Source organism: Corticimicrobacter sp. (genome assembly GCF_040137905.1).
Taxonomy (GTDB): domain Bacteria; phylum Pseudomonadota; class Gammaproteobacteria; order Burkholderiales; family Burkholderiaceae_B; genus Corticimicrobacter.
In genome coordinates this window covers 21,676-42,135 of the sequence record NZ_JBEFDG010000032.1, presented here as the reverse complement: position 1 = coordinate 42,135, position 20,460 = coordinate 21,676, and the positions used below count along the sequence as shown (strand labels likewise).

20 protein-coding genes are annotated in these 20,460 nt (G+C 62.2%); 12 read left to right on the top strand and 8 right to left on the bottom strand.

What is annotated here, in order from left to right; translation table 11 throughout:
* Positions 1 to 29: 29 nt before the first annotated feature.
* Positions 30 to 1,784 (bottom strand): biosynthetic-type acetolactate synthase large subunit, encoded by a 1,755-nt coding sequence (gene ilvB / locus ABN482_RS05495; RefSeq protein WP_349503043.1) that lies wholly within the window; start codon positions 1,782 to 1,784, stop codon positions 30 to 32.
* 103 nt (positions 1,785 to 1,887) lie between these two features.
* On the opposite strand from ilvB, the gene ABN482_RS05490 reads away from it, so the two are divergent.
* The 5 genes from ABN482_RS05490 (at position 1,888) to panB (ending at position 7,193) form a co-directional block, all read left to right on the top strand.
* Positions 1,888 to 2,358: an Lrp/AsnC family transcriptional regulator gene (locus ABN482_RS05490; RefSeq protein ID WP_349503042.1), complete on the top strand. Its 471-nt coding sequence runs from the start codon at positions 1,888 to 1,890 to the stop codon at positions 2,356 to 2,358.
* 89 nt (positions 2,359 to 2,447) lie between these two features.
* Entirely contained in the window at positions 2,448 to 2,960 is a 513-nt protein-coding gene (locus ABN482_RS05485; protein ID WP_349503041.1) for an RNA polymerase sigma factor, read from the top strand.
* On the top strand, positions 2,950 to 3,837 hold the full coding sequence (locus tag ABN482_RS05480) for a FecR family protein (protein ID WP_349503040.1): 888 nt from the start codon (positions 2,950 to 2,952) through the stop codon (positions 3,835 to 3,837). The genes ABN482_RS05485 and ABN482_RS05480 overlap by 11 nt, the downstream gene beginning before the upstream one ends.
* Before the next feature lie 89 nt (positions 3,838 to 3,926).
* Entirely contained in the window at positions 3,927 to 6,314 is a 2,388-nt protein-coding gene (locus tag ABN482_RS05475; protein WP_349503039.1) for a TonB-dependent siderophore receptor, read from the top strand.
* 51 nt (positions 6,315 to 6,365) lie between these two features.
* Complete coding sequence (gene panB, locus ABN482_RS05470) at positions 6,366 to 7,193, top strand: 3-methyl-2-oxobutanoate hydroxymethyltransferase (protein ID WP_349503038.1); 828 nt, start codon at positions 6,366 to 6,368, stop codon at positions 7,191 to 7,193.
* A gap of 39 nt (positions 7,194 to 7,232) precedes the next feature.
* On the opposite strand, the gene ABN482_RS05465 is transcribed toward panB, so the two are convergent.
* Positions 7,233 to 7,973, bottom strand: a complete 741-nt coding sequence (locus ABN482_RS05465) for a GntR family transcriptional regulator (protein WP_349503037.1) — start codon at positions 7,971 to 7,973, stop codon at positions 7,233 to 7,235.
* Between the two features lie 174 nt (positions 7,974 to 8,147).
* On the opposite strand from ABN482_RS05465, the gene ABN482_RS05460 reads away from it, so the two are divergent.
* Together ABN482_RS05460 and ABN482_RS05455 are read left to right on the top strand one after the other, a co-directional pair.
* Positions 8,148 to 8,960, top strand: coding sequence for an amidohydrolase family protein (locus ABN482_RS05460; protein WP_349503036.1), 813 nt, complete (start codon positions 8,148 to 8,150; stop codon positions 8,958 to 8,960).
* A gap of 29 nt (positions 8,961 to 8,989) precedes the next feature.
* Positions 8,990 to 10,291 carry an SLC13 family permease gene (locus tag ABN482_RS05455; RefSeq protein ID WP_349503035.1) on the top strand — a complete coding sequence of 434 codons (1,302 nt, stop codon included), beginning with the start codon at positions 8,990 to 8,992 and terminating at the stop codon, positions 10,289 to 10,291.
* 129 nt (positions 10,292 to 10,420) lie between these two features.
* Here ABN482_RS05455 and ABN482_RS05450 read toward each other — a convergent pair whose 3' ends face one another.
* Positions 10,421 to 11,593, bottom strand: a complete 1,173-nt coding sequence (locus tag ABN482_RS05450; protein ID WP_349503034.1) for a YncE family protein — start codon at positions 11,591 to 11,593, stop codon at positions 10,421 to 10,423.
* A gap of 207 nt (positions 11,594 to 11,800) precedes the next feature.
* Here ABN482_RS05450 and ABN482_RS05445 point away from each other — a divergent pair, with 207 nt between their 5' ends.
* The 3 genes from ABN482_RS05445 to ABN482_RS05435 are packed head-to-tail and all read left to right on the top strand — an operon-like array spanning position 11,801 to position 13,530.
* Complete coding sequence (locus tag ABN482_RS05445; RefSeq protein WP_349503033.1) at positions 11,801 to 12,343, top strand: cytochrome b; 543 nt, start codon at positions 11,801 to 11,803, stop codon at positions 12,341 to 12,343.
* A 1-nt stretch (position 12,344) separates the two neighbouring features.
* Positions 12,345 to 12,923 carry a YceI family protein gene (locus tag ABN482_RS05440; protein WP_349503032.1) on the top strand — a complete coding sequence of 193 codons (579 nt, stop codon included), beginning with the start codon at positions 12,345 to 12,347 and terminating at the stop codon, positions 12,921 to 12,923.
* Between the two features lie 25 nt (positions 12,924 to 12,948).
* The gene (locus ABN482_RS05435) at positions 12,949 to 13,530 is read left to right on the top strand and encodes a YceI family protein (RefSeq protein ID WP_109062328.1); all 582 of its coding nucleotides are present in this window, start codon (positions 12,949 to 12,951) and stop codon (positions 13,528 to 13,530) included.
* A gap of 145 nt (positions 13,531 to 13,675) precedes the next feature.
* On the opposite strand, the gene ABN482_RS05430 is transcribed toward ABN482_RS05435, so the two are convergent.
* Both ABN482_RS05430 and lhpI read right to left on the bottom strand, forming a co-directional pair.
* Positions 13,676 to 14,971: an MFS transporter gene (locus ABN482_RS05430; RefSeq protein WP_349503031.1), complete on the bottom strand. Its 1,296-nt coding sequence runs from the start codon at positions 14,969 to 14,971 to the stop codon at positions 13,676 to 13,678.
* A gap of 45 nt (positions 14,972 to 15,016) precedes the next feature.
* On the bottom strand, positions 15,017 to 15,973 hold the full coding sequence (lhpI, locus tag ABN482_RS05425; protein WP_349503030.1) for a bifunctional Delta(1)-pyrroline-2-carboxylate/Delta(1)-piperideine-2-carboxylate reductase: 957 nt from the start codon (positions 15,971 to 15,973) through the stop codon (positions 15,017 to 15,019).
* Positions 15,974 to 16,099: 126 nt separating this feature from the next.
* Between lhpI and ABN482_RS05420 the strand changes: the two genes are divergently transcribed.
* Both ABN482_RS05420 and ABN482_RS05415 read left to right on the top strand, forming a co-directional pair.
* Complete coding sequence (locus ABN482_RS05420) at positions 16,100 to 16,705, top strand: helix-turn-helix domain-containing protein (protein ID WP_349503029.1); 606 nt, start codon at positions 16,100 to 16,102, stop codon at positions 16,703 to 16,705.
* A 145-nt stretch (positions 16,706 to 16,850) separates the two neighbouring features.
* On the top strand, positions 16,851 to 18,482 hold the full coding sequence (locus tag ABN482_RS05415; RefSeq protein WP_349503028.1) for a methyl-accepting chemotaxis protein: 1,632 nt from the start codon (positions 16,851 to 16,853) through the stop codon (positions 18,480 to 18,482).
* A 12-nt stretch (positions 18,483 to 18,494) separates the two neighbouring features.
* Here the strand turns inward: ABN482_RS05415 and ABN482_RS05410 are convergent, their stop codons facing one another.
* Genes ABN482_RS05410 through ABN482_RS05400 form a run of 3 tightly spaced genes read right to left on the bottom strand, consistent with a single transcriptional unit; the run spans position 18,495 to position 20,445 of the window.
* Positions 18,495 to 19,034 carry a DNA-deoxyinosine glycosylase gene (locus tag ABN482_RS05410; RefSeq protein ID WP_349503027.1) on the bottom strand — a complete coding sequence of 180 codons (540 nt, stop codon included), beginning with the start codon at positions 19,032 to 19,034 and terminating at the stop codon, positions 18,495 to 18,497.
* Positions 19,000 to 19,284, bottom strand: a complete 285-nt coding sequence (locus tag ABN482_RS05405; RefSeq protein WP_109062322.1) for an acylphosphatase — start codon at positions 19,282 to 19,284, stop codon at positions 19,000 to 19,002. Before ABN482_RS05405 ends, ABN482_RS05410 begins: the two co-directional genes overlap by 35 nt.
* Before the next feature lie 3 nt (positions 19,285 to 19,287).
* A complete protein-coding gene (locus tag ABN482_RS05400; protein ID WP_349503026.1) occupies positions 19,288 to 20,445 on the bottom strand; it encodes an alpha-hydroxy acid oxidase in 1,158 nt (385 codons plus the stop codon).
* Between the last annotated feature and the right edge of the window lie 15 nt (positions 20,446 to 20,460).

The window sequence follows — 20,460 nt, the reverse complement described above, 5'->3', positions numbered from 1 at the left end:
TGCTGTCGGCACGCCCGACATATTTCCCGCTACGGCACAGGGTGCGCCCGGAACCAGGTCTCTGCGTCCAGCATGATCTCGTTGTGTCCCACGCCTGCCGGCATCATCGGAAAGCAGTTTTCCTGGTCAGCCACGCAGACATCCAGGAAATAGGCCCCCGGATGATCCAGGCACCGCTGCAGTGCCGCTGCAAGCATGGCCGGATCGGACACACGTTCTGCAGCCCAGCCGAAAGCCTGCGCCAACTGCACGAAATCGGGCTGCGCCACATGCTGGCTGTGGCTGTAGCGCCCGCCATGAATCAGCTCCTGCCACTGTCGGACCATGCCCATGTAGCCGTTGTTGCAGAGCACCACCTTGACCGGTACGGCATGCTGGCTGGCCGTGGCCAGTTCCTGGATATTCATCATGATCGAGGCATCACCGCTGACGCACACCACGGTGCGTGCCGGATGGGCAATCTGCGCACCGATGGCCGCCGGCAGGCCATACCCCATGGTGCCCGCACCGCCGGACGTCAGCCAGCGCCCCGGCCCTCGCACCGAGAGGTGCTGTGCCGCCCACATCTGGTGCTGACCGACATCGGTGGAAACCACGGCATCGCGCCCCGCCAATGCCCGGTCCAGCGACTGCATCAGCGCCTGCGGCAGGATGTGCTGGTCATTTTCAGGCACGGCCAGACACTGTTGCGCGCGCCATGTGGCTATCCTGCCCCACCAGCCGGCCAGCCGCTGCGGTTCAGCCTCCAGTGCAGGCCAGAACGGCTCGAGCGCCGCCGCCAGGCCCAGCAGCATCTGCCCGCAATCGCCCACCAGGGCCACATCGACAGGCACCACCTTGTTGATCGACGTCGGATCGATATCGATGTGGATTTTCTGCGCACCCGGACAGAAGGCATCCAGGCGACCGGTAATGCGGTCATCGAAGCGGGCACCGACGCAGACCACCAGATCGGCCTCATGCATGGCGAGATTGGCCTCCAGCGTACCGTGCATGCCCAGCATGCCCAGGAACTGGCCATCGTCAGGCGGATAGGCTCCCAGCCCCATCAGGGTCAGCGTGCAAGGTGCCCCGACACGCCGTACCAGGGCGGTGAAATCCGCGCAGGCCTGAGGTCCGGACTGGATCAGACCGCCCCCCCCATAGAATACGGGCCGCCGGGCCGCTGCGATCAGCTCTGCCGCTCGCGTCAGGCCGCCACGCGGCAGGCGGGGTGCTGCCTCCTGCCGCCCCCGTCCATAGCCGGCACGCTGCGGGGCACGCCCCTGCTGCACATCCTTGGGCACATCGACCAGCACCGGACCCGGCCGCCCCTGACGCGTCAGCGCATAGGCGCGCTCGATCACCCTGGCAACATCGGAGGTCGAGCGGATCTGCGTATTCCACTTGGTCACGGGCCGGGAAATCCCCACCGCATCACACTCCTGGAAGGCATCGGTGCCGATCACCGCCGTCGAGACCTGGCCGCTGATGCACAGCACCGGGACCGAATCACACATGGCATCGAGCAGCCCGGACACGGTATTGGCCATGCCGGGACCAGACGTAACCAAAACCACACCGGTCCGCCCCGTGCTGCGCGCATAGCCTTCTGCGGCGTGAACGGCAGCCTGTTCATGGCGCACCAGAACATGGCGCAGCCTGGGCTCGGCATGCAGCGCATCATAAAGCGGCAATACAGCCCCCCCCGGATAGCCGAAAATGGTATCGACCCCAAGGGCGACGAGTTGATCGAGCAGCGCCTGGGCGCCGGTTCTGAGCTGGAGATCACGGGAACTGTTCATGCCGGATATCGTATCTGTGCAGCCGCAGAATAGGCATCCTTTATTTCTCCAGTTTTCGCCATAAAATAGGAAATCTTTCTTCAAAAAATCACTTTTAAAGAAAATGAATCTGGACAAGTTTGATCTGGCCATCCTGGCGTCCCTGCAACGCAATGCCCGAGCCAGTCTGAGCGAGATCGGTGCCGAGGTCGGACTGTCATCCACGCCCTGCTGGAACCGCATCAAGCGCATGGAACAGGCTGGCGTGATCCGGGGCTATACCGTCGATCTCGACCCTGCCCAACTGGGCTATCAGGACACGGTGATCGTGCATGTCACGCTGGATGACCACAGTGAGCAGACACTCTACGAATTCGGCCGCGCCCTGGCCGATATCCCGGAGGTGCTGGAGGCCTATCTGGTGTCGGGCGACTACGACTATTACATCCGCATCGCCGTGCGCGATACGCGTGACTATGAGCGGCTGCTGCGCGAACGGCTCTATCTGATCCCGGGCATCCGCCACAGCAAGTCCAGTTTCGTACTGCGCCAGCTCAAGCAGGGGCGGCTGCCGCTGCAGCGAAGAGATGCATAGCCCCGAGGGTTATGCAGGTATCACACCAAATCAGTAATAATAACCATTATTAATGCTAAAATCGTCGGAACAATTCAATCGTGTTTCCGATGTCCACACCTACCGCAACGCCCATCCTGGCAGCCCTGATCCGCCACTATGATGCGCTGGTCGGCCACATCCAGACACGCTTTGGCTGTCGGCATTTTGCGCAGGATGTGGTTCAGGATGTCAGCGTCGACCTGCTGACCACGCCACGACAGGCCATTCGCCAACCCCGCGCCTTTCTCTACCGCCTGGCCACGCACCAGGCCATCGATCACTGGCGCAGCCAGCGTGCCCGCCAGGCAGCGCTCGAACAACCCGCCGCACAGCACTGGCTGCAACCCGAAGCCACGCCCAACCCACACGAAGCGCTGGAAAGCCTGCAGACCGAGGCCCGCCTGATCCAGTGCCTGGCCAGCCTGCCATTGCGCTGCCAGGAGGTCTTTTCACTGCATGTGCTGCATCAGGTTCCGCAGACCCGGGTCGCAGACATGCTGGGCATATCGCGCACCATGGTCGCCCGGCACCTTGAACGCGCCCATGCCGCCATACGGGAAGTGCTCGACCATGCGGCCTGAGCCTGCAACCGGTGGTCCCGTATCCGGCCATGCCTCGCCGCCCATCACCAGCGAGCCTGTCGCTCAGGAGGCCTTGCAACCCTATCTGGAGACCCTGCGTCTGGTTCTGCCCACCCCGGATGAAATCCTGCGCCGTGCGCGTCGCCGCAAGCGACGCCTGACAGCCGCCGCCAGCCTGACGCTGCTGGCAATCCTGGCCACCGGCCTGCGGCTCTGGAATCCGGTTCTGGAACAGCACACCCTGCAGATGCGCATCGGCCAGCGCGGACACTGGACACTCTCGGATGGCAGCACACTGGCACTCAATACCGATAGCCGCATTGCAGTGCGCTATCGGCTGTTTTCCCGGGAATTCACACTGGAGCAGGGCGAGGCCATCTTCACCGCCGCCCACTCCGCGCTGCGCAGCTTTACGGTGCAGGCCGGGCCGGTACTGATTGAAGATATCGGTACGGTCTTTGCCGTGCGTCATACGGACCTGGGCGCACAGATCGGCGTCATGGTATTGGAGGGACGTGTCGATGTGCTGGATGCCCAGGGTCGACGCCACATCCTGCGTGAACAGGATGCCCTGCGCCTGACACAGGCCGGCACGCACACCACACACCGCGATGCCGATCCAGACCGGCTGGCATGGCGCGACGGCAAACTGCTGTTCCGCCAGACACCGTTGGGCACGGTGCTATCCGAAATCCAGCGTTACCGGCAGGCACCGATCCGCCTGCACGACAACAGCCTGGCAACCCTGCCGATCACCGGACAGTTTGAACTCGGCAATCTCGAGGATATCCTGGCCTTCCTGCCCCGTATCGCACCGCTGGCCGTGCAAAAGCAATCCGACGGCAGTCTTGATATCCGTCGCCGTCCGGCAAAATGAAATAATTTGTAAATTCAGGTTGGCACTCTAGCAGCCAGAAACGGCTTACTCCCACATCGCATCTTGATTCACCCAGGGAGGTTGTTTCCGTGTCTCGCTTCTTTCCACCGGCCCACAGCGCAATCTGCGCCCTGGCACTGGCCGGCGCATCCACGCTGTCCGTCCAGGCCCATGCACAGCAGGCCGCCCAGACCTTTGCCATTCCCGCCCAACCCTTGAGCGCCGCCATCCAGGCCGTCGCCCAGCAAAGCGGCATCCAGATCCTCTATGTGGACAGCATTCCGGCCAGTCTGAACGCACCGGCACTGACAGGCCAGCATACGCCTCGCCAGGCGCTGGAGCGCCTGCTGCAGGGCAGCAGCCTGCGTGTCGACAGCAGCGATGAGCGCATCTTCACGATCGCACCGGCACGCGATACGGCAACCGTCTCGCAACTGTCGGCCGTCCATGTGCACGGCCAGCAGGACGTGTTCGACGTGCGCCCCGGGCTGGTCACCACGGCCACCCGAACAGCCCTCAACCCCATGGATATTCCCCAGACGCTGGACTTTGTGGACACGCAGCGGGCCAAGGACTACGGCATCAACGAACTGAGCACGATGCTGGCAGGCATCCCCAACATCGACACGCAACCAGACATGCGGGCCGACTCCATCATGATCCGGGGTTTCGAGGCATCGTCGAACGATATTTACCTGGATGGCATCCGCGCCAGTGGCCAGATCCGCCACAGCACGGCCAATATCGAACGGGTCGAGGTCCTGAAAGGCCCCGCATCGGTACTCTATGGTCGTGGCAGCGGCGGCGGCATCGTCAACCAGATCAGCAAACAGGCCCGCTTCGACCTGGGCAGTTCAGTCACGCTGCGTGGCGGTTCGTGGCAAACAGCCGGCGGTACGCTCGACATCAACGAGGTCGTACACCCGAATATCGCAGTGCGTCTGACCGCCGATGCCGAGAACGGCCACAGTTTCCGGGATGACATCCGCTATCGCAACCGGATGGTCTCGCCCAGCATTCTGTTCGACAACCACGACAATTTCAGTTGGCTGCTGCAATACACCCACGACGAAGCCTGGCGTGTGCCGGACCGCGGGCTGGCCTACGACAACCTGCCCTCCGGGCTGTCGATCCGGCGCGCTTTCGCCCACCCCGATGATTATGCCGAAGACAGGCTGCGCTATTTCCGCTCGGACATGAAGTACGCCTTCAACGACAACTGGGCGCTGCGCTGGGTGGTCGGGCATCGCAAGCAGTCCCAGAACTTCGACCACCTGTACAGCGGCTTTTTCTGCAGTGCCGACGGGGTCAATCAGACCTCCGGCGCATCTTGCTCTCAACCTGCAGCCTTGCAAGGCCGCGACACACTGCAGGGCCGGCTACGGGCCTGGCAGCAAACCGATAACACCACGCTCACGACCAACCTCGACCTGACCGGCCAGTTCGAACTGGCCGGCATGGCACACGACCTGCTGGTCGGTCTGGACTATTCGCATGAACAGCGCCGCCCCAGTCTGGCCACGCAGCGCGGTCTTATTGATCCTATCGACATCGATAATCCGGTCTGGCTCCCCAAGCCCCCCCAGGGCACCGCCACACAGGAAAATCGCCACCAGGCCCATGCCAGGGCTATCTACCTGCAGGATCTGATCAGCCTGACCCCCGAATGGAAAGTCCTGCTGGGCCTGCGTACCGAACAGTTCCGCTTTCGGTCACGCAACCAGTTGTCAGGCCAGAGCCGCTCGTATGAAGGGACCACCACCAGCCCACGTATCGGCCTGATCTGGCAACCCGTGCCCGAACACAGCTTGTATGTGTCTTACGGCAAGACCTTCACCCCCTATGGTGGCTCCGGATTGCTGAGTGTCAGCGTCGATCAGACCGCGGTCTACAACACCGATCCCGAATACACCCGGCAATACGAGACCGGCCTCAAGAGCGAATGGCTGGACGGCAATCTGTCGACCCAACTGTCGCTCTTCCAGCTGGAACGCTACAACATCCGTTATCGCCCTGACTCCATCAATGAGCCGGATCGCTGGGAGGTGGCCGGCAAGGAACGTACCCAGGGCATGGAATTCAGCCTGTCGGGCAGGATTGCCACCAACTGGTACGTGCGCGGCGGCATCGGCCTGCAGTCAGCCAAGGTGGTCGAAGACGCCAGCTCACCCGACCGCGAAAACCAGTACAAGAGCGGAACCGGTCGACGCAACGGTAGCCTGTTCCTGACCTACGCGCCACAAACCGGATTTTTTGCCGAAACCGGACTGACCTATGTGGACGCACGCTGGATCGACATTCCCAATACGGAAAAACTGCCCGGCTATACCCGCTGGGACGCCATGATCGGCTGGCGCGAGGCAGCCTGGCAGGCGAGTCTGGCCGTCACCAATCTGGCCGACCGGGAGTACTGGCGCTCGACCAGCATGCCTGGGCAGCCACGCACCGTGCTGGCCACCATGACATACCGCTTCTGAAGGAAAACGCCTCTTGTGCGCTCCGGCGCGGGACGGGTATGCTGTCCCGCCATGAGCATACACACCGACATCCGCCGCACGACCATCCCGCAACTGGTGGCGCTCAAGGGCCAGCGCAAGATCGCTGCCCTGACCGCCTACATCGCGCCGATCGCGCGTGCCATCGATCCGCACCTGGATTTCATCCTGGTGGGCGACTCCACGGCCATGGTGGGCTATGGCCTGCCCGATACGCTGACCATCAGCGTCGAACAGATGACGGCGCACACAGCCGCAGTGGTCCGTGCCACGCAACGCAGTGCCGTGGTGGTGGACATGCCTTTCGGCAGCTACCAGGAGTCCCCCGAGCAGGCGTTTCGCAACGCGGCCCACATGATGGCGCACAGCGGCGCGGCAGCAGTCAAGCTTGAAGGCGGCGCGGCACTGGCACCGACCGTGGCTTTCCTGGTGGCACGCGGCGTACCGGTGCTGGCCCATGTCGGCCTGATGCCTCAGTACGTCAATACCATGGGCGGCTTCAAGGCCCAGGGCATGAACGACGAAGCCGCAGCACGCATCCTGGCCGATGCCCAGGCGCATGCCGAGGCCGGGGCCTTCGGCGTGGTGCTGGAAGGCATCGCCGAGCCGCTGGCACGGCGCATCACCGAGGCGCTCGCCATTCCGACCATCGGCATCGGTGCCTCGCCTGGCTGCGATGGGCAGGTACTGGTCACCGAAGACATCCTGGGCCTGAGTGGCGCGACCATCCCGCGCTTTGCCAAGCGCTATGCGGACATCGGTGCCCAGATCGGCGAAGCGGCCGCGCAATATGCCGAAGAAGTGCGTACCCAGGCCTTTCCGGGGCTGGAGCACTGCTTTGGCGTGAAGAAAGCCGGTTGAAACGTACAGACGGGGGACGCGCACAGCTTCCCCCACATATCAGGCAATATCGATCTGATAGCGGAAATGCTCCGCCGCTCCGCGTGACAGCCGATACTCGATCGGCAACTGGTCGTAGCCCAGTGCAATCCGCTCGATAACGGCCACCGGCTTACCGGCCTCGATGCCAAGCTCAGCGGCAAGCACAGCATCAGCGGGCTCTATCGTCAGCGTCTCGCGGGCCGATGCCACGATTTCCCCGCATTTTTCCTCGTACAGCGGATACAGCAGATTGCCATACTCGTCTGGCTGCAACGCCTGCAATGCGACAAAGCGGTCTGCAGGCAACCAGATATCCTCATGGATCACGCTACCCGCTTCCATGCTGCGACGGCGCTTGAGTCGCAACACCGACTGTTCCGGTGCCAACCCCAATGCCTGCCGGACCCGTTCTCCGGGTTGTTCGACTGCCTGCGACAGGATGCGGCTGACCGGTACTGAACGCACGCCAGCGGCATCGACCTGCCGGAAAAAACGGAAAAACGACCGGTCAAAGCGCGGCCGGCGCAGAAACGTGCCCCGCCCCTGGCTGCGCAGCAACAGGCCTTCCTGCACCAGCATATCGACAGCCTTGCGCACCGTACCGATCGCCACGCCATAGGTCCGGGCCAGTTCGATTTCCGTCGGTATCGGTTCATCTGGCCGCCAGGCACCTGCAGCGATCCGGCCCTTGAGATCGTCTCGCAAACGGTGATAGCGGGGCAAGCGGTCATCGACCGCGTCTGGGAGAGGCGATTTCATGCGTGATTCCAGCACTGAAAACAGGGAATTTAGCACTGACCTGGACCTGCCGCAGCATTTGACAGTGTGGCACAGCAAAACGTATATTCCTACGGTCATATATATGAATATATGATTTCAAAAAATCCGCTCAGGATTCTCTAAATAACAAAGACATTGCAGGTGACAACGCTCATGCCCAACATCTCCGGGATCGACACCCACGCCCATATTTTCCGCCCCGACCTGCCCATGACGGCCGATCGCCGCTATGCCCCCGGCTACGACGCCCTGGTCGATACCTTCATCGGCAATATGCGCGAGAACGGACTGTCCCATGGCGTTCTGGTTCAACCCAGTTTTCTGGGTACCGACAACAGTTTCATGCTCGACGCACTGGCGCACCACCCCGGCGTCCTGCGCGGCACGGCCGTGGTCGATCCCGCCATCGGCGAAGCCGAACTCGACGTTCTGGAACATGGCGGTGTGGTGGGCGTGCGTCTGAATCTCGTCGGCCAACCGCTGGCCGATTACACCGATGCGGCCTGGCAGGCCTTTTTCGGACGCCTGGCACGCCGGCACTGGTCCGTGGAGATCCAGCGCGGCATGACCGACCTGCCCGCGATCCTGCCGGCCATCGGCCAGTCGGGTGTCGCCGTGATCGTCGATCATTTCGGGCTGCCCTCGTACGCTCCGGAACATGCCGCACAATTGCAGGCATTCCTGAACCTGCTGCCGGATTCGAACATCTGGATCAAGCTGTCTGCCCCTTACCGCAGCCAGTCCGATGCCACGCAGGCAGCCGACCTGCTGGCCCGACTGCGGGCCGCCTACGGCCACAGCGATCATTTCCTGTGGGGCAGCGACTGGCCGCACACGCGCTTCGAAGACAAGACGTCCTACGCACAACAGGTTGACCTGTTCAAGGCCATGGTGCCGGATACAGCAGAACGGCAGAAGATTCTGGTGGATAATCCCGCCCGTATTTTCCATTTCGACAACTGCTGAACGCACGGGCCCATGAGGAGACACCTGCCATGATGAGCCTGCTTGTAATCTCTGCCATCGTGCTGGCGATTGCACTGGGATACCGGACCAATATCAACATCGGTCTGTTCTCGATTGCCTTCGCCTACATTATCGGCTGCTTCGTCATGGGCATGAAGCCCGGCGAAGTGATCGCCCTGTGGCCGCTCAAGATCTTCTTCGTGATCTTTGCGGTCTGCCTGTTCTATGGCTTTGCCATCGTCAACGGCACACTGGAGCGACTGTCCGAACACCTGCTCTACAGTTGCCGGCGCTTTCCGCACCTGCTGCCCTATGCCATTTTTCTGACCGCCACACTGATCGCCGCACTGGGAGCCGGCTATTACACGGTACTGGCCTTCATGGCACCGCTGACGCTGCTGCTGTGCGAAAAGACGAAGATGAATCTGATCATCGGCGGCATGTCGGCCAACTATGGTGCCCTGGCCGGAGCCAACTTCGTCTCCAGCCAGAGCGGAGTGATTTTCCGCAGCCTGATGGGCAATGCCGGCGTACCGGAAGAAACTGCCATGCTCAACAGCCTGGGCATCTTCGTCAGCACCATGATCATCCCGCTCGTGGTGATCACCATCTTCGTGTTCTTCACCGGCCACCGCCGTGCCATCGCCAGCGCCAACTTCTCTATCCAGAAACCCGAGCAACTGACCCGCGAACAGAAAACCACCCTGCTGCTGACTGTGGCAATGATGGTACTGGTACTGCTGCCGCCGGTCGCCTTGCTGATTGCACCCGACAATGCCACACTGCGCTTCGTCAATTCGCGCGTGGACATCGGTCTGATTGCCAGCGTATTTTCGGTCATCGCGCTGCTGCTCAAGCTCGGCAACGAGCGCAAGGTCATGGCAACCGTCCCCTGGAACACGCTGCTCATGATCTGCGGCGTCGGCATGCTGATCTCGATTGCCATCAAGGCCGGCACCATTGACCTGCTGGCCTCCTGGATCGGCACCACCATCCCCACCTGGCTGGTGCCGGTGGCAATAGGCGTGATCGCCGCTACCATGTCGCTGTTCGCCAGCACGCTGGGCGTGGTCACTCCGGCCCTGTTCCCGATCGTGCCTCCGATCGCCTCTTCGCTGTCGATTGATCCGATGATCCTGTTCATCGCCATCGTGGTCGGCTCGCAGGCTACGTCGGTGTCACCGTTCGCCTCCGGTGGCAGCCTGCTGCTGGGAGCCTGCCCGACCGACAAGGGCCGCGCCGAGATGTTCCCCCGGCTACTATTCCAGGCCGCCCCCATCGGGCTGGCAGCCGCCGTGATCTTCAACTTCATCCTGACATTCATGGCCTGACGCGAGCAGGCAGCGCATCACTGCCGTTCCCGGAACTGACAGAAAAAAGCCCGGTATCGCATCATTGCGATACCGGGCTTTTCTTGAGCCGTCGCCGCCCCGGTACTGGGGCGGAAATAACTGGCTGGCTTATTGCAGCGAGATGCGCACCACGCTGTCGACGGAACCCTTGCGGGCCGCCGGATGCTTGTCGCCATGCGGAGCCTTGACCGTGACGAACAGGGTCTGCTGGTCAGGGCTCAGGGCCAGCGAGTTGGGATGCACGGGCAGGTCGATCACGCGCTTGACGGCATAGCTCGCGCCATCGATCACGGTCACCTTGCCGGTGCCCTCGGGCTTCTCGCGTGACACGCCGCGGTTGGTGACGTAGATCTCGTTGCGGGTCGGGTTGTAGATCACGTCGAGCACGCCCACGCCGACCGGAACACTGCGCAGCAGTTCGCCATTGACCGTGTTGAAGACCAGCAGGCCATCGGCGTTGCCATCGGCAGCGAACAGGCGCTGACCCTGCGCATCGAGTGCGCTGTTGATCAGGAAATGCTCCTTGCCGTCGGACAGGGTGAAGCGCTCGACGATCTCGCCCTTGTCGGGATCGATCACCGCCACCACCTCGCCGGTATCGCCGCCATGGCTGACGTACAGGCGATTGCGTTCGGCATCATAGGCCGCGCCGGCGGCCCACTTGCCGACGTTGTCGAGGGTATGGGTCAATTGTCCAGTCGCACCGTCGATGATCCAGACCGTGCCACGCTGGTTGGGGCTGGTCACGAAAACGCGGTTGTGCTGTTCGTCGATGATGACCTTGCGGGTATGGTCATAGTTGCCTTCGGCATCGGCCTGGGCCAGCTGGATCACGCCCAGCACGGCACCGTTGCGACTGTCGACGACCGAGAGCGAGCCCTCCATGGTATTGCCCACATAGAGCGCACCGGTCTTGCCGTTGAGGCCCAGCGCAAACGTGCGACGCGGCACTTCGATCGTCTGCAGGATCTGCAGCGTGCCCGGATCCAGGCGATACAGGAAACCTGCCGACTTGGGATCGAAATCGGGCGTGGCCGCCACGAACAGGGCACCACGGGCCTCGTCGTAGGTCACTTCATAGAGTCCCGGCACCAACGACTGGCGCAGTTGCGCAGCCTGCTGCAGCGCATCGGCGGCACGGACCACCTGCGGTCCCTGGTCTGCCGTCTGCGAACCCACGGCGGGATTGGTCTGGCATGCAGCCAGCGCGGACACAACGGCCAGCGACAGGGCGACACGGGTCAGATTCGGCAGCAGCAGCCGTTTTTTCAGTTCGGACATCGAATTTCCTCTGTAAACTTGAAAGGGCAAATGGGAATTCTACCCGTTTCCATTTAAGAAAATTCAGGAAATGAGATCAACTTGCGCAGTAACCTGCCGCATTGACTCCATTTCTGGAACAATATATTTCATCTCCATGCTGACAGGGAACTTAACGAAACACAGCACCTCTGATACATTTCGCTGATTCCCCTCCAGTTCCCGCCCATGACGATACGCTATACCCGTACCGCCCGCAGCCTGCACTGGCTGATGGCCCTGCTCCTGACCGGCCTTGTCGGCCTCGGTTTCTACATGCAGACCATGCCGCTTTCCCCGACCAAGCTGCAAGTCTATTCCTGGCACAAGTGGCTGGGCATCACCATATTCCTGTTGGCCGTCATCCGCCTGGCCTGGCGTGCCGGCCATACGCCACCGGCCCTGCCCGACCACATGGGTCCGTTCGAACGACTGGCGGCGCATGGCGGCCATGTCGCACTCTACCTGCTGATGCTGGGCATCCCCCTGAGCGGCTGGCTGATGAGTTCGGCCATGGGTTTTCAGACCGTCTGGTTCGGCATCCTGCCGCTGCCCGACCTGCTGGCGCGTGACCGCGAGCTGGGCAAATCGCTGGCACAGGTACATGCCACGCTCAATATCGCCCTGATCGTAATGGTCGTACTGCACATTCTGGCGGCACTCAAGCATCAGTTCATCGACAAGGACCAGATTCTGTCCCGCATGATGTTCACTTCATCCAAGGAGAAATGACATGAAGTCCATCCCGGCACTCGCCACGAAAACCCTGCTGGCCCTGTCGCTGGCCGCACTGCTGCCCGCAGCGCAGGCCGCGCAATACGGCCAGGTGCTGCCTGCCGACAGCAAGATCGGCTTCCAGTACAACCAGATGGGCGTCTCCATGGACGGCCAGTTCAAGCGCTTCAATGGCGAACTGTCCTTCGACACCGCCGCCCCCGAACAGGGCAGGATTGCCCTGGACGTCGAGCTGGGCAGCATCGATGCCGGCTCCGACGAGGCCGACGAAGAAGTGGTCACGCCCACCTGGTTCAACGTCGCCCAGTTCCCCACGGCACGCTTTGTGTCCGAACAGATCAAGACGACCGGAGACCATGCCTACGAAGTCAGCGGCACGCTGACCATCAAGGGCAAGTCCCTGCCTGTAGTCGTGCCCGCCACCTTTGCCGAGCAGAACGGCCAGGGTGTATTCGAAGGTGCCTTCACCCTCAAGCGCGGCGACTTTGCCATCGGCGAAGGTGCCTGGGCCGCCTTCGACATCGTCGCCAACGACATCGACGTCTCTTTCCGCATCACGGCCGCTGCCGGCCAATAACCCCCCCTAAACAAGGACATCCCTCATGCAGAAGACTTTTGCCCGCCTGACGCTTGCCGCCGCACTGGCAACCGGCCTGTCCGCCGCCGCACTGGCCGCCCCCACCACCTATGAGGTCGAAGGCTCGCATACTGCGGCCCGCTTCTCGTACGACCACCTGGGCCTGAGCACCCAGATCCACCGTTTCGACACCACCACCGGCACCATCGTGCTGGATCCGGCGGCCAAGACCGGCACGGTCGACATCACCATCGATACCACCACGGTCGATACCGGCCACGAAGCCTTCAACGGCCACATCCAGGGTGCCGACTTCCTCGACACCGCTACCTATCCGACGGCCACGTTCAAGTCGACCAAGGTCAACTTCGACGGTGATACCCCCGTTTCGGTCGACGGCGACCTGACCATCAAGGGCGTGACCAAGCCGATCACCCTGAAGCTGGATTCGTTCACCGCCAAGGAACACCCGATGATGAAAAAGCCCGTGATCGGTGCCAACGCCACGGCCGTCATCAAGCGTTCCGACTTCAACGCCGGCAAGTTCGCGCCGGCCGTGGGTGATGAAGTCACGCTCAATATCGCTCTGGAAGCCGTGCAGAAGTAAACGGGCCTGATTGCCTCGCGCATCCTGCCGGATGCCTGGGCATACCTACCCGCAGTGTCACGAAAAAGGCCAGCCATCGGATCGATGGCTGGCCTTTATTCATTGATTGCAACCAGCCCCGTACAGCGACAGGGCGTGAAGGCAACTACGCCACCTTGCGCACCCGCACCGCCGAAACCGCAGCGATCGAGATCAACGCCGCCACGATGATGTACACCGCCACCGGCACCCACGAACCGTCATAGCGGCTCATCAGCCAGGTCGCGATCAGCGGTGCCGTACCACCGGCCAGGGCTGCACCGATCTGGTAGCCCAGCGTAATGCCGGTATAGCGTACCCGGGTCGCGAAGATCTCGGAGAACATCGTGCCCAGCACCGCCGTGATCGGTGCCCAGATGATGCCCAGGGCCACGACCGTCGCCACCATCAGGGCCGTCGTTGAACGCATGTCCAGCAGCATGAAATACGGTACCGCGAACAGTGCCATCGCCAGGGCTCCCGCCACGAACACCTTGACCCGCCCGACATAGTCGGACAACAGGCCCATCAGCGGAATGCAGAAGGTCGTGACCAGGGTCGCCACCGTCACGGCATTGAGCACATCGAAGCGCTCATACTTCAGGCTGCCCGTCGCATAGCTGACCACGAAGGTCGAGAACAGGTAGAACGGTGCCGTTTCCACAACCTTGGCACCGATGGCGATCAGCACTTCACGCCAGTGGTCGCGCAGGGTTTCAGCCAGCGGCATCTTGGCCACATTGCCCTCTTGCTTGGCCTTCTGGAAATCGGGTGTTTCATCGATACCATTGCGTACCCACAGGCCCAGGAACACCAGGCCGGCACTCGCCAGGAAGGGAATGCGCCAGCCCCAGCTCATGAACTGCTCATCCGGCAGCATGCTCATCAGCGTCATGGCCAGAGTGGCCAGCAACATGCCGATGGTCACGCCCATCTGCGGCACGCTGCCGAACAGGCCACGACGTTGCGGCGCTGCATATTCATAAGCGAGCAGCAGTGCCCCGCCCCATTCACCACCGATACCCAGCCCCTGGATCAGACGCAGCAGCACCAGCAGGATCGGTGCCCAGACGCCAATCGTGTCGTAGCCCGGCAGCAGGCCGATCCCCACCGTGGCACCGCCCATCAGCGACAGCGTGATCACCAGAGTTTTCTTGCGCCCGATCCGATCACCGATATGGGCAAAAATCAGGCCACCCAGCGGGCGGATGAAAAAAGTCAGCGCAAACGACAGATAGGCCAGCATCAGCCCGACCACCGGATCGAAGGTCGGGAAGAACAGTTTGTTGAACACCAGTGCGGCCGTGGTGCCGTACAGGAAATAGTCGAACCATTCGATCGAGCTGCCTGTCAGGCTGGCCAATAGAACCCGCCGCCCCGACGCCCGCCTTGCCTGTGGCGCGGCTGTTTGTGTTGCCGTCATTTCATCATCCCCTTGAAACTGGATAGTGTGGTTACCGGTCTGCCATCAGCCCGGCTGTTGTTGCTGCTGTTGCCAGGCGTCATACGCCAGCGTGGCGGCGGCAAGATCTTCCAGGGCCGTACCGACGGCCTTGAAAAGCGTGATTTCGGTATCGCTGCTGCGCCCGGCATGCTGCCCCCGGCACAGGTCTTCGAGCGTGGCGGCAATCTGCTGCGGATCGAAGGCACCGCTCTTGACGGGTTCGAGAATGTCGCCGGCCTTCATGGGGGCCTCGTCGGTATCCACGAATACCGTGGCCCAGCGGAAACACTCGTCATCGCTCTCGCGCATGGCCGGCGCAAAGCTGCCGATCAAATCCAGATGCACGCCAGGACGCAGCCATTCGCCCTTGATGAGCGGTGCCGTCGACAGCGTGGCGCACGAGATAATGTCTGCCTCACGCGCAGCAGCTTCGAGGTCCGGCGCGTGACGGGCATCGATGCCGGCAGCCTGCAGGCGCGCCACCAGGGCCTGTGCGCCGGCTTCATGCAGATTCCAGACCAGCACGGTTTCGATGGGACGCACGCTGCGATAGGCGTCGGCCAGCAAACTGGCAACCCGACCCGACCCCACCACCAACAAGGTACGGGCATCACGCCGGCTCAGCCAGCGCGCTGCCAGTGCGGAAGCCGCCGCGGTACGGCGCGACGTGATCACGTCACCATCAAGTGCCGCCAACGGCCGCCCGGTGACGCCATCGAACAGGGTGTAAGTGGAATGCAGGCCCGGCAGCGCATGCGCGCCGTTGCCCGAAAAGATGGAAACGGTCTTCAGGCCCAGCCGCTTGCCTTCCTGCCAGGCCGGCATCAGCAGCAGCGTACCGTCTTCGCCTCCAGGATTGCCGATACGGTGGTTATGGCGAAGCGGCACGTTGCAACCCTCGACGAACATAGCCTCGAGCGCCCCCAACAGGCGATCGAATGGCAGGAGACGTTCGGTTTGCGCTTGATCCAGTATTTGCATGTGAACTACCATCTGCGCACAGGCCATGCCTGTACTGTTTTGGAAAAAATTTTCTTATGCGAAATAATATTGCTGTTAGTGGAAATTTTCCCTAAGGGTTTTCCAGTAGCAGCGCCTGACGCGCCCATGCAGAACACAGACTCATCTCCCGTCGAACACGATCCCGGCAGTGCCCTGCCCGGCAAGCTGCGCCAGTTGAGACGCGATGCCGGACTGACGCTGCAGCAACTGTGCAAGCGCTCCGGCATCTCCGTCTCGACCCTGTCCAAGATCGAAAACGGCCAGTTGTCGCCAACCTATGAAAAAATCGCGGCCCTGGCCCGTGGCCTGGACATCAATGTCGGCGAGCTGTTCAGCGCCGCCCCCAAGCCCACGCCCCTCGGACGCCGCAGCGTGACGCGCAAGGACCAGGGCCTGCGACACGACACGCGCCAATACGTCTACGAAATCCTGCACGGGGATCTGGCCGACAAGCTGTTCATCCCGCTGATCACGACCATCAAGGCACACGACTCCAGCGAGTTCCCCGAACTGCTGCGCCACGATGGCGAGGAGTTCATGTACGTGCTCAGCGGCCGGGTGGTGGTGCATACCGACTTCTATGCACCACTGGAACTGGATAGCGGCGACTCCTGTTACTTCGACAGCACCATGGGTCATGCCTGTATCTCGAGCGGCGACGCAGATGCCGTGGTCCTGTGGGTCAGTTCCCATCCCCGGTTGCGGGATTGAGACATGTCCTAGAAAGTTCTGAGATATTCAGAAGCATCTCGATTAAACTCTGCTGCCTGCATCACTCTATCAGCCACAAGGGCCGTGCTTGCTGCCATGCACGTCAGCCGACGTCGCCTGCATCCCTCCCCTATCGCATCCTTCCATGAAAAACATGTCCATCCGCAGCGGCCTGATCACGGCGCTGCTCCTGTTCCTGCTCGTCGTGCTTGGCCTGGGCCTGTATGCACGCTTCCAGATTGCCGAGTCAGCCCAGTCGATCACCACCATCAACCAGATTGCAGTAGAAAAGCAACTGGCACTGGAAAAGACCTTCACTTCAATGATGCGCGCCCGCCTGGGTGCAGCCGTCGCCCAGTTCGCCCGCGAAGAAAACCGCCATGACGAAGCCAGCAAGCTGATCGATATCATCGGCGGCCACGAGCGCAATGCGCGTCGCTACATCGACCAATTCGCCGCCATCCCCATGGCGGCTCCTGAAGGCCAGGCACTGTCGGATACCTTGGCGGCGTCCATGCGTGACTATCTCGACCGCTACGTCACGACAGCCATCGCCGCCATCAAGGCCAACGATGTACAGTTGCTGCGCCGTCTGCAGCTGGACACCACCGAAGGTACGCTGGCCCTGAATGCCGCGCTGGAACGCTTCAACGGCTATACCCAGCCGCGCGCAGAAGCACTGGTAAACGAGGCGGCGGAAGATGCCAGCCAGGCCCAGTACATCCTGATCGCCGCCATGCTGGCGACCTTGCTGCTGGCAGTCCTGATCTACGTGGCCCTGATGCGAGTCGTGATCCGACCGCTGGATGCCGTATCCCGCCAGCTGGAACGAATCGCAGGCGGCGATCTGAGCGAAACCGTCGAAGCCGGTGCCCACAACGAAATCGGTCGTCTGCGCACCGCACTGGGTACCATGCAGCAGGGTCTGCTGCGCCTGATCGGCCAGGTGCGCAATGGCGTGCACGAGATCCACACCGGTGCCCAGGAAATCACCATGGGCAACACCGACCTCTCCAGCCGCACCGAGCAACAGGCCGCTTCCCTGGAAGAAACGGCCGCGAGCATGGAGCAACTGGCCTCGACCGTGAAACAGAACGCCGACAACGCCCAGCAGGCCAACACTCTGGCCGGTACGGCAGCACAGGTCGCACAGCGTGGCGGTACGGCAGTCGGCCAGGTCGTCTCGACCATGCGTGACATCTCGCAGAGTTCGCAGCGCATCGGCGAGATCGTCAGCGTGATCGACGGAATTGCCTTCCAGACCAATATCCTGGCGCTCAATGCCGCCGTGGAAGCCGCCCGCGCCGGCGAACAGGGCAAGGGTTTCGCCGTGGTCGCCAGCGAAGTCCGTACGCTGGCCCAGCGTTCGGCCTCGGCTGCCCGTGAGATCAAGGAGTTGATCTCGACCTCCATCAGTACCGTGCAAACCGGCTCGCAACAGGTCGAATCGGCGGGCGAAACCATGGACGAACTGGTCAACTCGGTGCGACGCGTTGCCGACATCGTGGGCGAGATCGCTGCCGCCTCCGGCGAACAGGCCGGCGGAATCGACCAGGTCAACCAGGCGGTCACACAGATGGATCAGGTCACGCAGCAGAATGCCGCGCTGGTCGAACAGGCCGCAGCCGCAGCCGGCTCGCTCGAGGAACAGGCTCGCCAGTTGCAACATGCCATCGGCGTGTTCCGCCTGCAAGGCGACGGCCATACCCTCGACGCAACGCCGGTACTGTCCCACCGGGCAGCACGCAAGCCAGTACGCGCCTTGCCGGCAGCCTGAGCGCAAATCGACTCAGTCCAGCGCCTCGCACCAGAGGCGCTGCTTGTCCTCGAACGACATGCCGGCATGCGCCGGGCTGGTCGAAGGCAGGCGACGCCGGTCTGGCGGCAGGCATCCCGCCGCCAGCAACCCCGGCGCAACATGGCGCTCGAAGAGATCGCACGCCGCAGCACCATTGAAACATATCCGGACGATGCCGGGATGACGTGCCAACAGGCCCGCGAAATCGTTGAAAACCATCGAATCGCGACGGATTGCGGCATCCAGGCTGCCAGGCCGCTCGCAATACTGCAGCACATCCCATAGCACGATGCCATTGGCTTGCAGCCACGTCAGCCGCTGCGCATACGCCGGCAACGGCGCATCCGCAGCGGCATCCGGCAACAGTGCATGCATCATGATGCGCCAGAAGGCATTGCGCGGATGGGCGTAGTATTGCCCGGCGCGCAGCGACTGCACGCCCGGCATCGATCCCAGCACCAGCAGGCGCGCCTGGGGTGCCTCGACCGGCGCAAAGCTATAGCTGCTGGAAGCGTTCGTAGCGCTTGTCATGGGCAATGGTTTCGCTGACGACTTCATCCACCCGCGCAGCGGGCGGTCCCTGCCGCATCCAGGCCAGCATCCGGTCGATCTGGTCGGCCTCGCCCTGCAGCAGGGCATGCACGCTGCCATCGTCGATGTTCTGCACCCAGCCGCACAGTTTGAGTTCGTGCGCCATGCGCACGGTATTGTGCCGGTAGTAGACCCCCTGCACTTTACCGGTGATCACGACTTTGACCGTCTCGATAGAGTTGATACGCATCGTTCAGAATGCTCCCGGCAGCAGCACCGAACGGTCGACCTGGGACAGATTTTTCCGGCCGCACAGCGCCATGGTGATGTCGGCTTCCTTGTAAATGATTTCCAGTGCGCGCCGCACACCCTCCTGGCCAAAGGCACCCAGCCCGTACAGGAAAGGACGGCCAATCAGCGTACCGCGTGCGCCCAGCGCCCAGGCCTTGAGCACATCCTGCCCGGAACGGATGCCACCGTCCATCCAGACCTCGATATCCTTGCCGACCGCTTCGGCAATGCCGGGCAGCGCCTCGATGGAAGACATCGCCCCATCCAGCTGGCGACCACCATGATTGCTGACTACCAGGGCATCAGCCCCACTGTCGGCCGCCATGCGGGCATCTTCCTCGTCCAGGATGCCCTTGAGGATCAGCTTGCCGCCCCAGGTTCGCTTGATCCATTCGATGTCGGCCCAGCTCAGCTTGGGATCGAACTGTTCGGCCGTCCACGACGACAGCGAGGAAATATCCTTGACCCCCTTGGCATGGCCGACGATATTGCCGAAAGTACGACGCGGCGTGCCCAGCATGCCCATGCACCAGCGCGGCTTGGTCACCAGGTCAATCAGGTTGGCCAGGGTCGGCTTGGGTGGCGCGGACAGGCCATTCTTGATGTCTTTATGTCGCTGGCCCAGAATCTGCAGATCGAGCGTCAGCATCAGGGCCGAGCAGCCGGCATCACGGGCACGACCGATCAGGTCTTCGATAAAGCCGCGATCACGCATCACGTAGAGTTGGAACCAGAATGGCTTGCGGGTATGCCGCGCCACATCCTCGATGGAGCAGATGCTCATGGTCGAGAGGGTAAACGGCACGCCGAAATCCGCCGCCGCCTGTGCTGCCAGCATCTCGCCATCGGCATGCTGCATGCCGGTCAGCCCCGTTGGTGCCAGCGCCACCGGCATGGATACATCCTGACCGATCATCTGCGTGGCCAGCGAGCGTCCTTCCATGTCCACCGCCACCCGCTGGCGAAAACGGATCTTCTGGAAATCGCTTTCATTGGCCCGGTAGGTACTCTCGGTCCAGGCACCGGAATCGGCATAGTCATAGAACATGCGCGGCACCCGACGGCGGGCGACCCGCTGCAGGTCGGCAATATCGGTGATCCTGGAAAGGTCTTTGCTCATGGTTGCCTGTGTGTT

Coding starts and splice junctions, on each gene's coding strand:
- ilvB (WP_349503043.1), bottom strand. CDS start 1,784: ATGAACAGTTCCCGTGATCTCCAGCTCAGAACCGGCGCCCAGGCGCTG.
- ABN482_RS05490 (WP_349503042.1), top strand. CDS start 1,888: ATGAATCTGGACAAGTTTGATCTGGCCATCCTGGCGTCCCTGCAACGC.
- ABN482_RS05485 (WP_349503041.1), top strand. CDS start 2,448: ATGTCCACACCTACCGCAACGCCCATCCTGGCAGCCCTGATCCGCCAC.
- ABN482_RS05480 (WP_349503040.1), top strand. CDS start 2,950: ATGCGGCCTGAGCCTGCAACCGGTGGTCCCGTATCCGGCCATGCCTCG.
- panB (WP_349503038.1), top strand. CDS start 6,366: ATGAGCATACACACCGACATCCGCCGCACGACCATCCCGCAACTGGTG.
- ABN482_RS05465 (WP_349503037.1), bottom strand. CDS start 7,973: ATGAAATCGCCTCTCCCAGACGCGGTCGATGACCGCTTGCCCCGCTAT.
- ABN482_RS05460 (WP_349503036.1), top strand. CDS start 8,148: ATGCCCAACATCTCCGGGATCGACACCCACGCCCATATTTTCCGCCCC.
- ABN482_RS05455 (WP_349503035.1), top strand. CDS start 8,990: ATGATGAGCCTGCTTGTAATCTCTGCCATCGTGCTGGCGATTGCACTG.
- ABN482_RS05450 (WP_349503034.1), bottom strand. CDS start 11,593: ATGTCCGAACTGAAAAAACGGCTGCTGCTGCCGAATCTGACCCGTGTC.
- ABN482_RS05445 (WP_349503033.1), top strand. CDS start 11,801: ATGACGATACGCTATACCCGTACCGCCCGCAGCCTGCACTGGCTGATG.
- ABN482_RS05440 (WP_349503032.1), top strand. CDS start 12,345: ATGAAGTCCATCCCGGCACTCGCCACGAAAACCCTGCTGGCCCTGTCG.
- ABN482_RS05435 (WP_109062328.1), top strand. CDS start 12,949: ATGCAGAAGACTTTTGCCCGCCTGACGCTTGCCGCCGCACTGGCAACC.
- ABN482_RS05430 (WP_349503031.1), bottom strand. CDS start 14,971: ATGACGGCAACACAAACAGCCGCGCCACAGGCAAGGCGGGCGTCGGGG.
- lhpI (WP_349503030.1), bottom strand. CDS start 15,973: ATGCAAATACTGGATCAAGCGCAAACCGAACGTCTCCTGCCATTCGAT.
- ABN482_RS05420 (WP_349503029.1), top strand. CDS start 16,100: ATGCAGAACACAGACTCATCTCCCGTCGAACACGATCCCGGCAGTGCC.
- ABN482_RS05415 (WP_349503028.1), top strand. CDS start 16,851: ATGAAAAACATGTCCATCCGCAGCGGCCTGATCACGGCGCTGCTCCTG.
- ABN482_RS05410 (WP_349503027.1), bottom strand. CDS start 19,034: ATGACAAGCGCTACGAACGCTTCCAGCAGCTATAGCTTTGCGCCGGTC.
- ABN482_RS05405 (WP_109062322.1), bottom strand. CDS start 19,284: ATGCGTATCAACTCTATCGAGACGGTCAAAGTCGTGATCACCGGTAAA.
- ABN482_RS05400 (WP_349503026.1), bottom strand. CDS start 20,445: ATGAGCAAAGACCTTTCCAGGATCACCGATATTGCCGACCTGCAGCGG.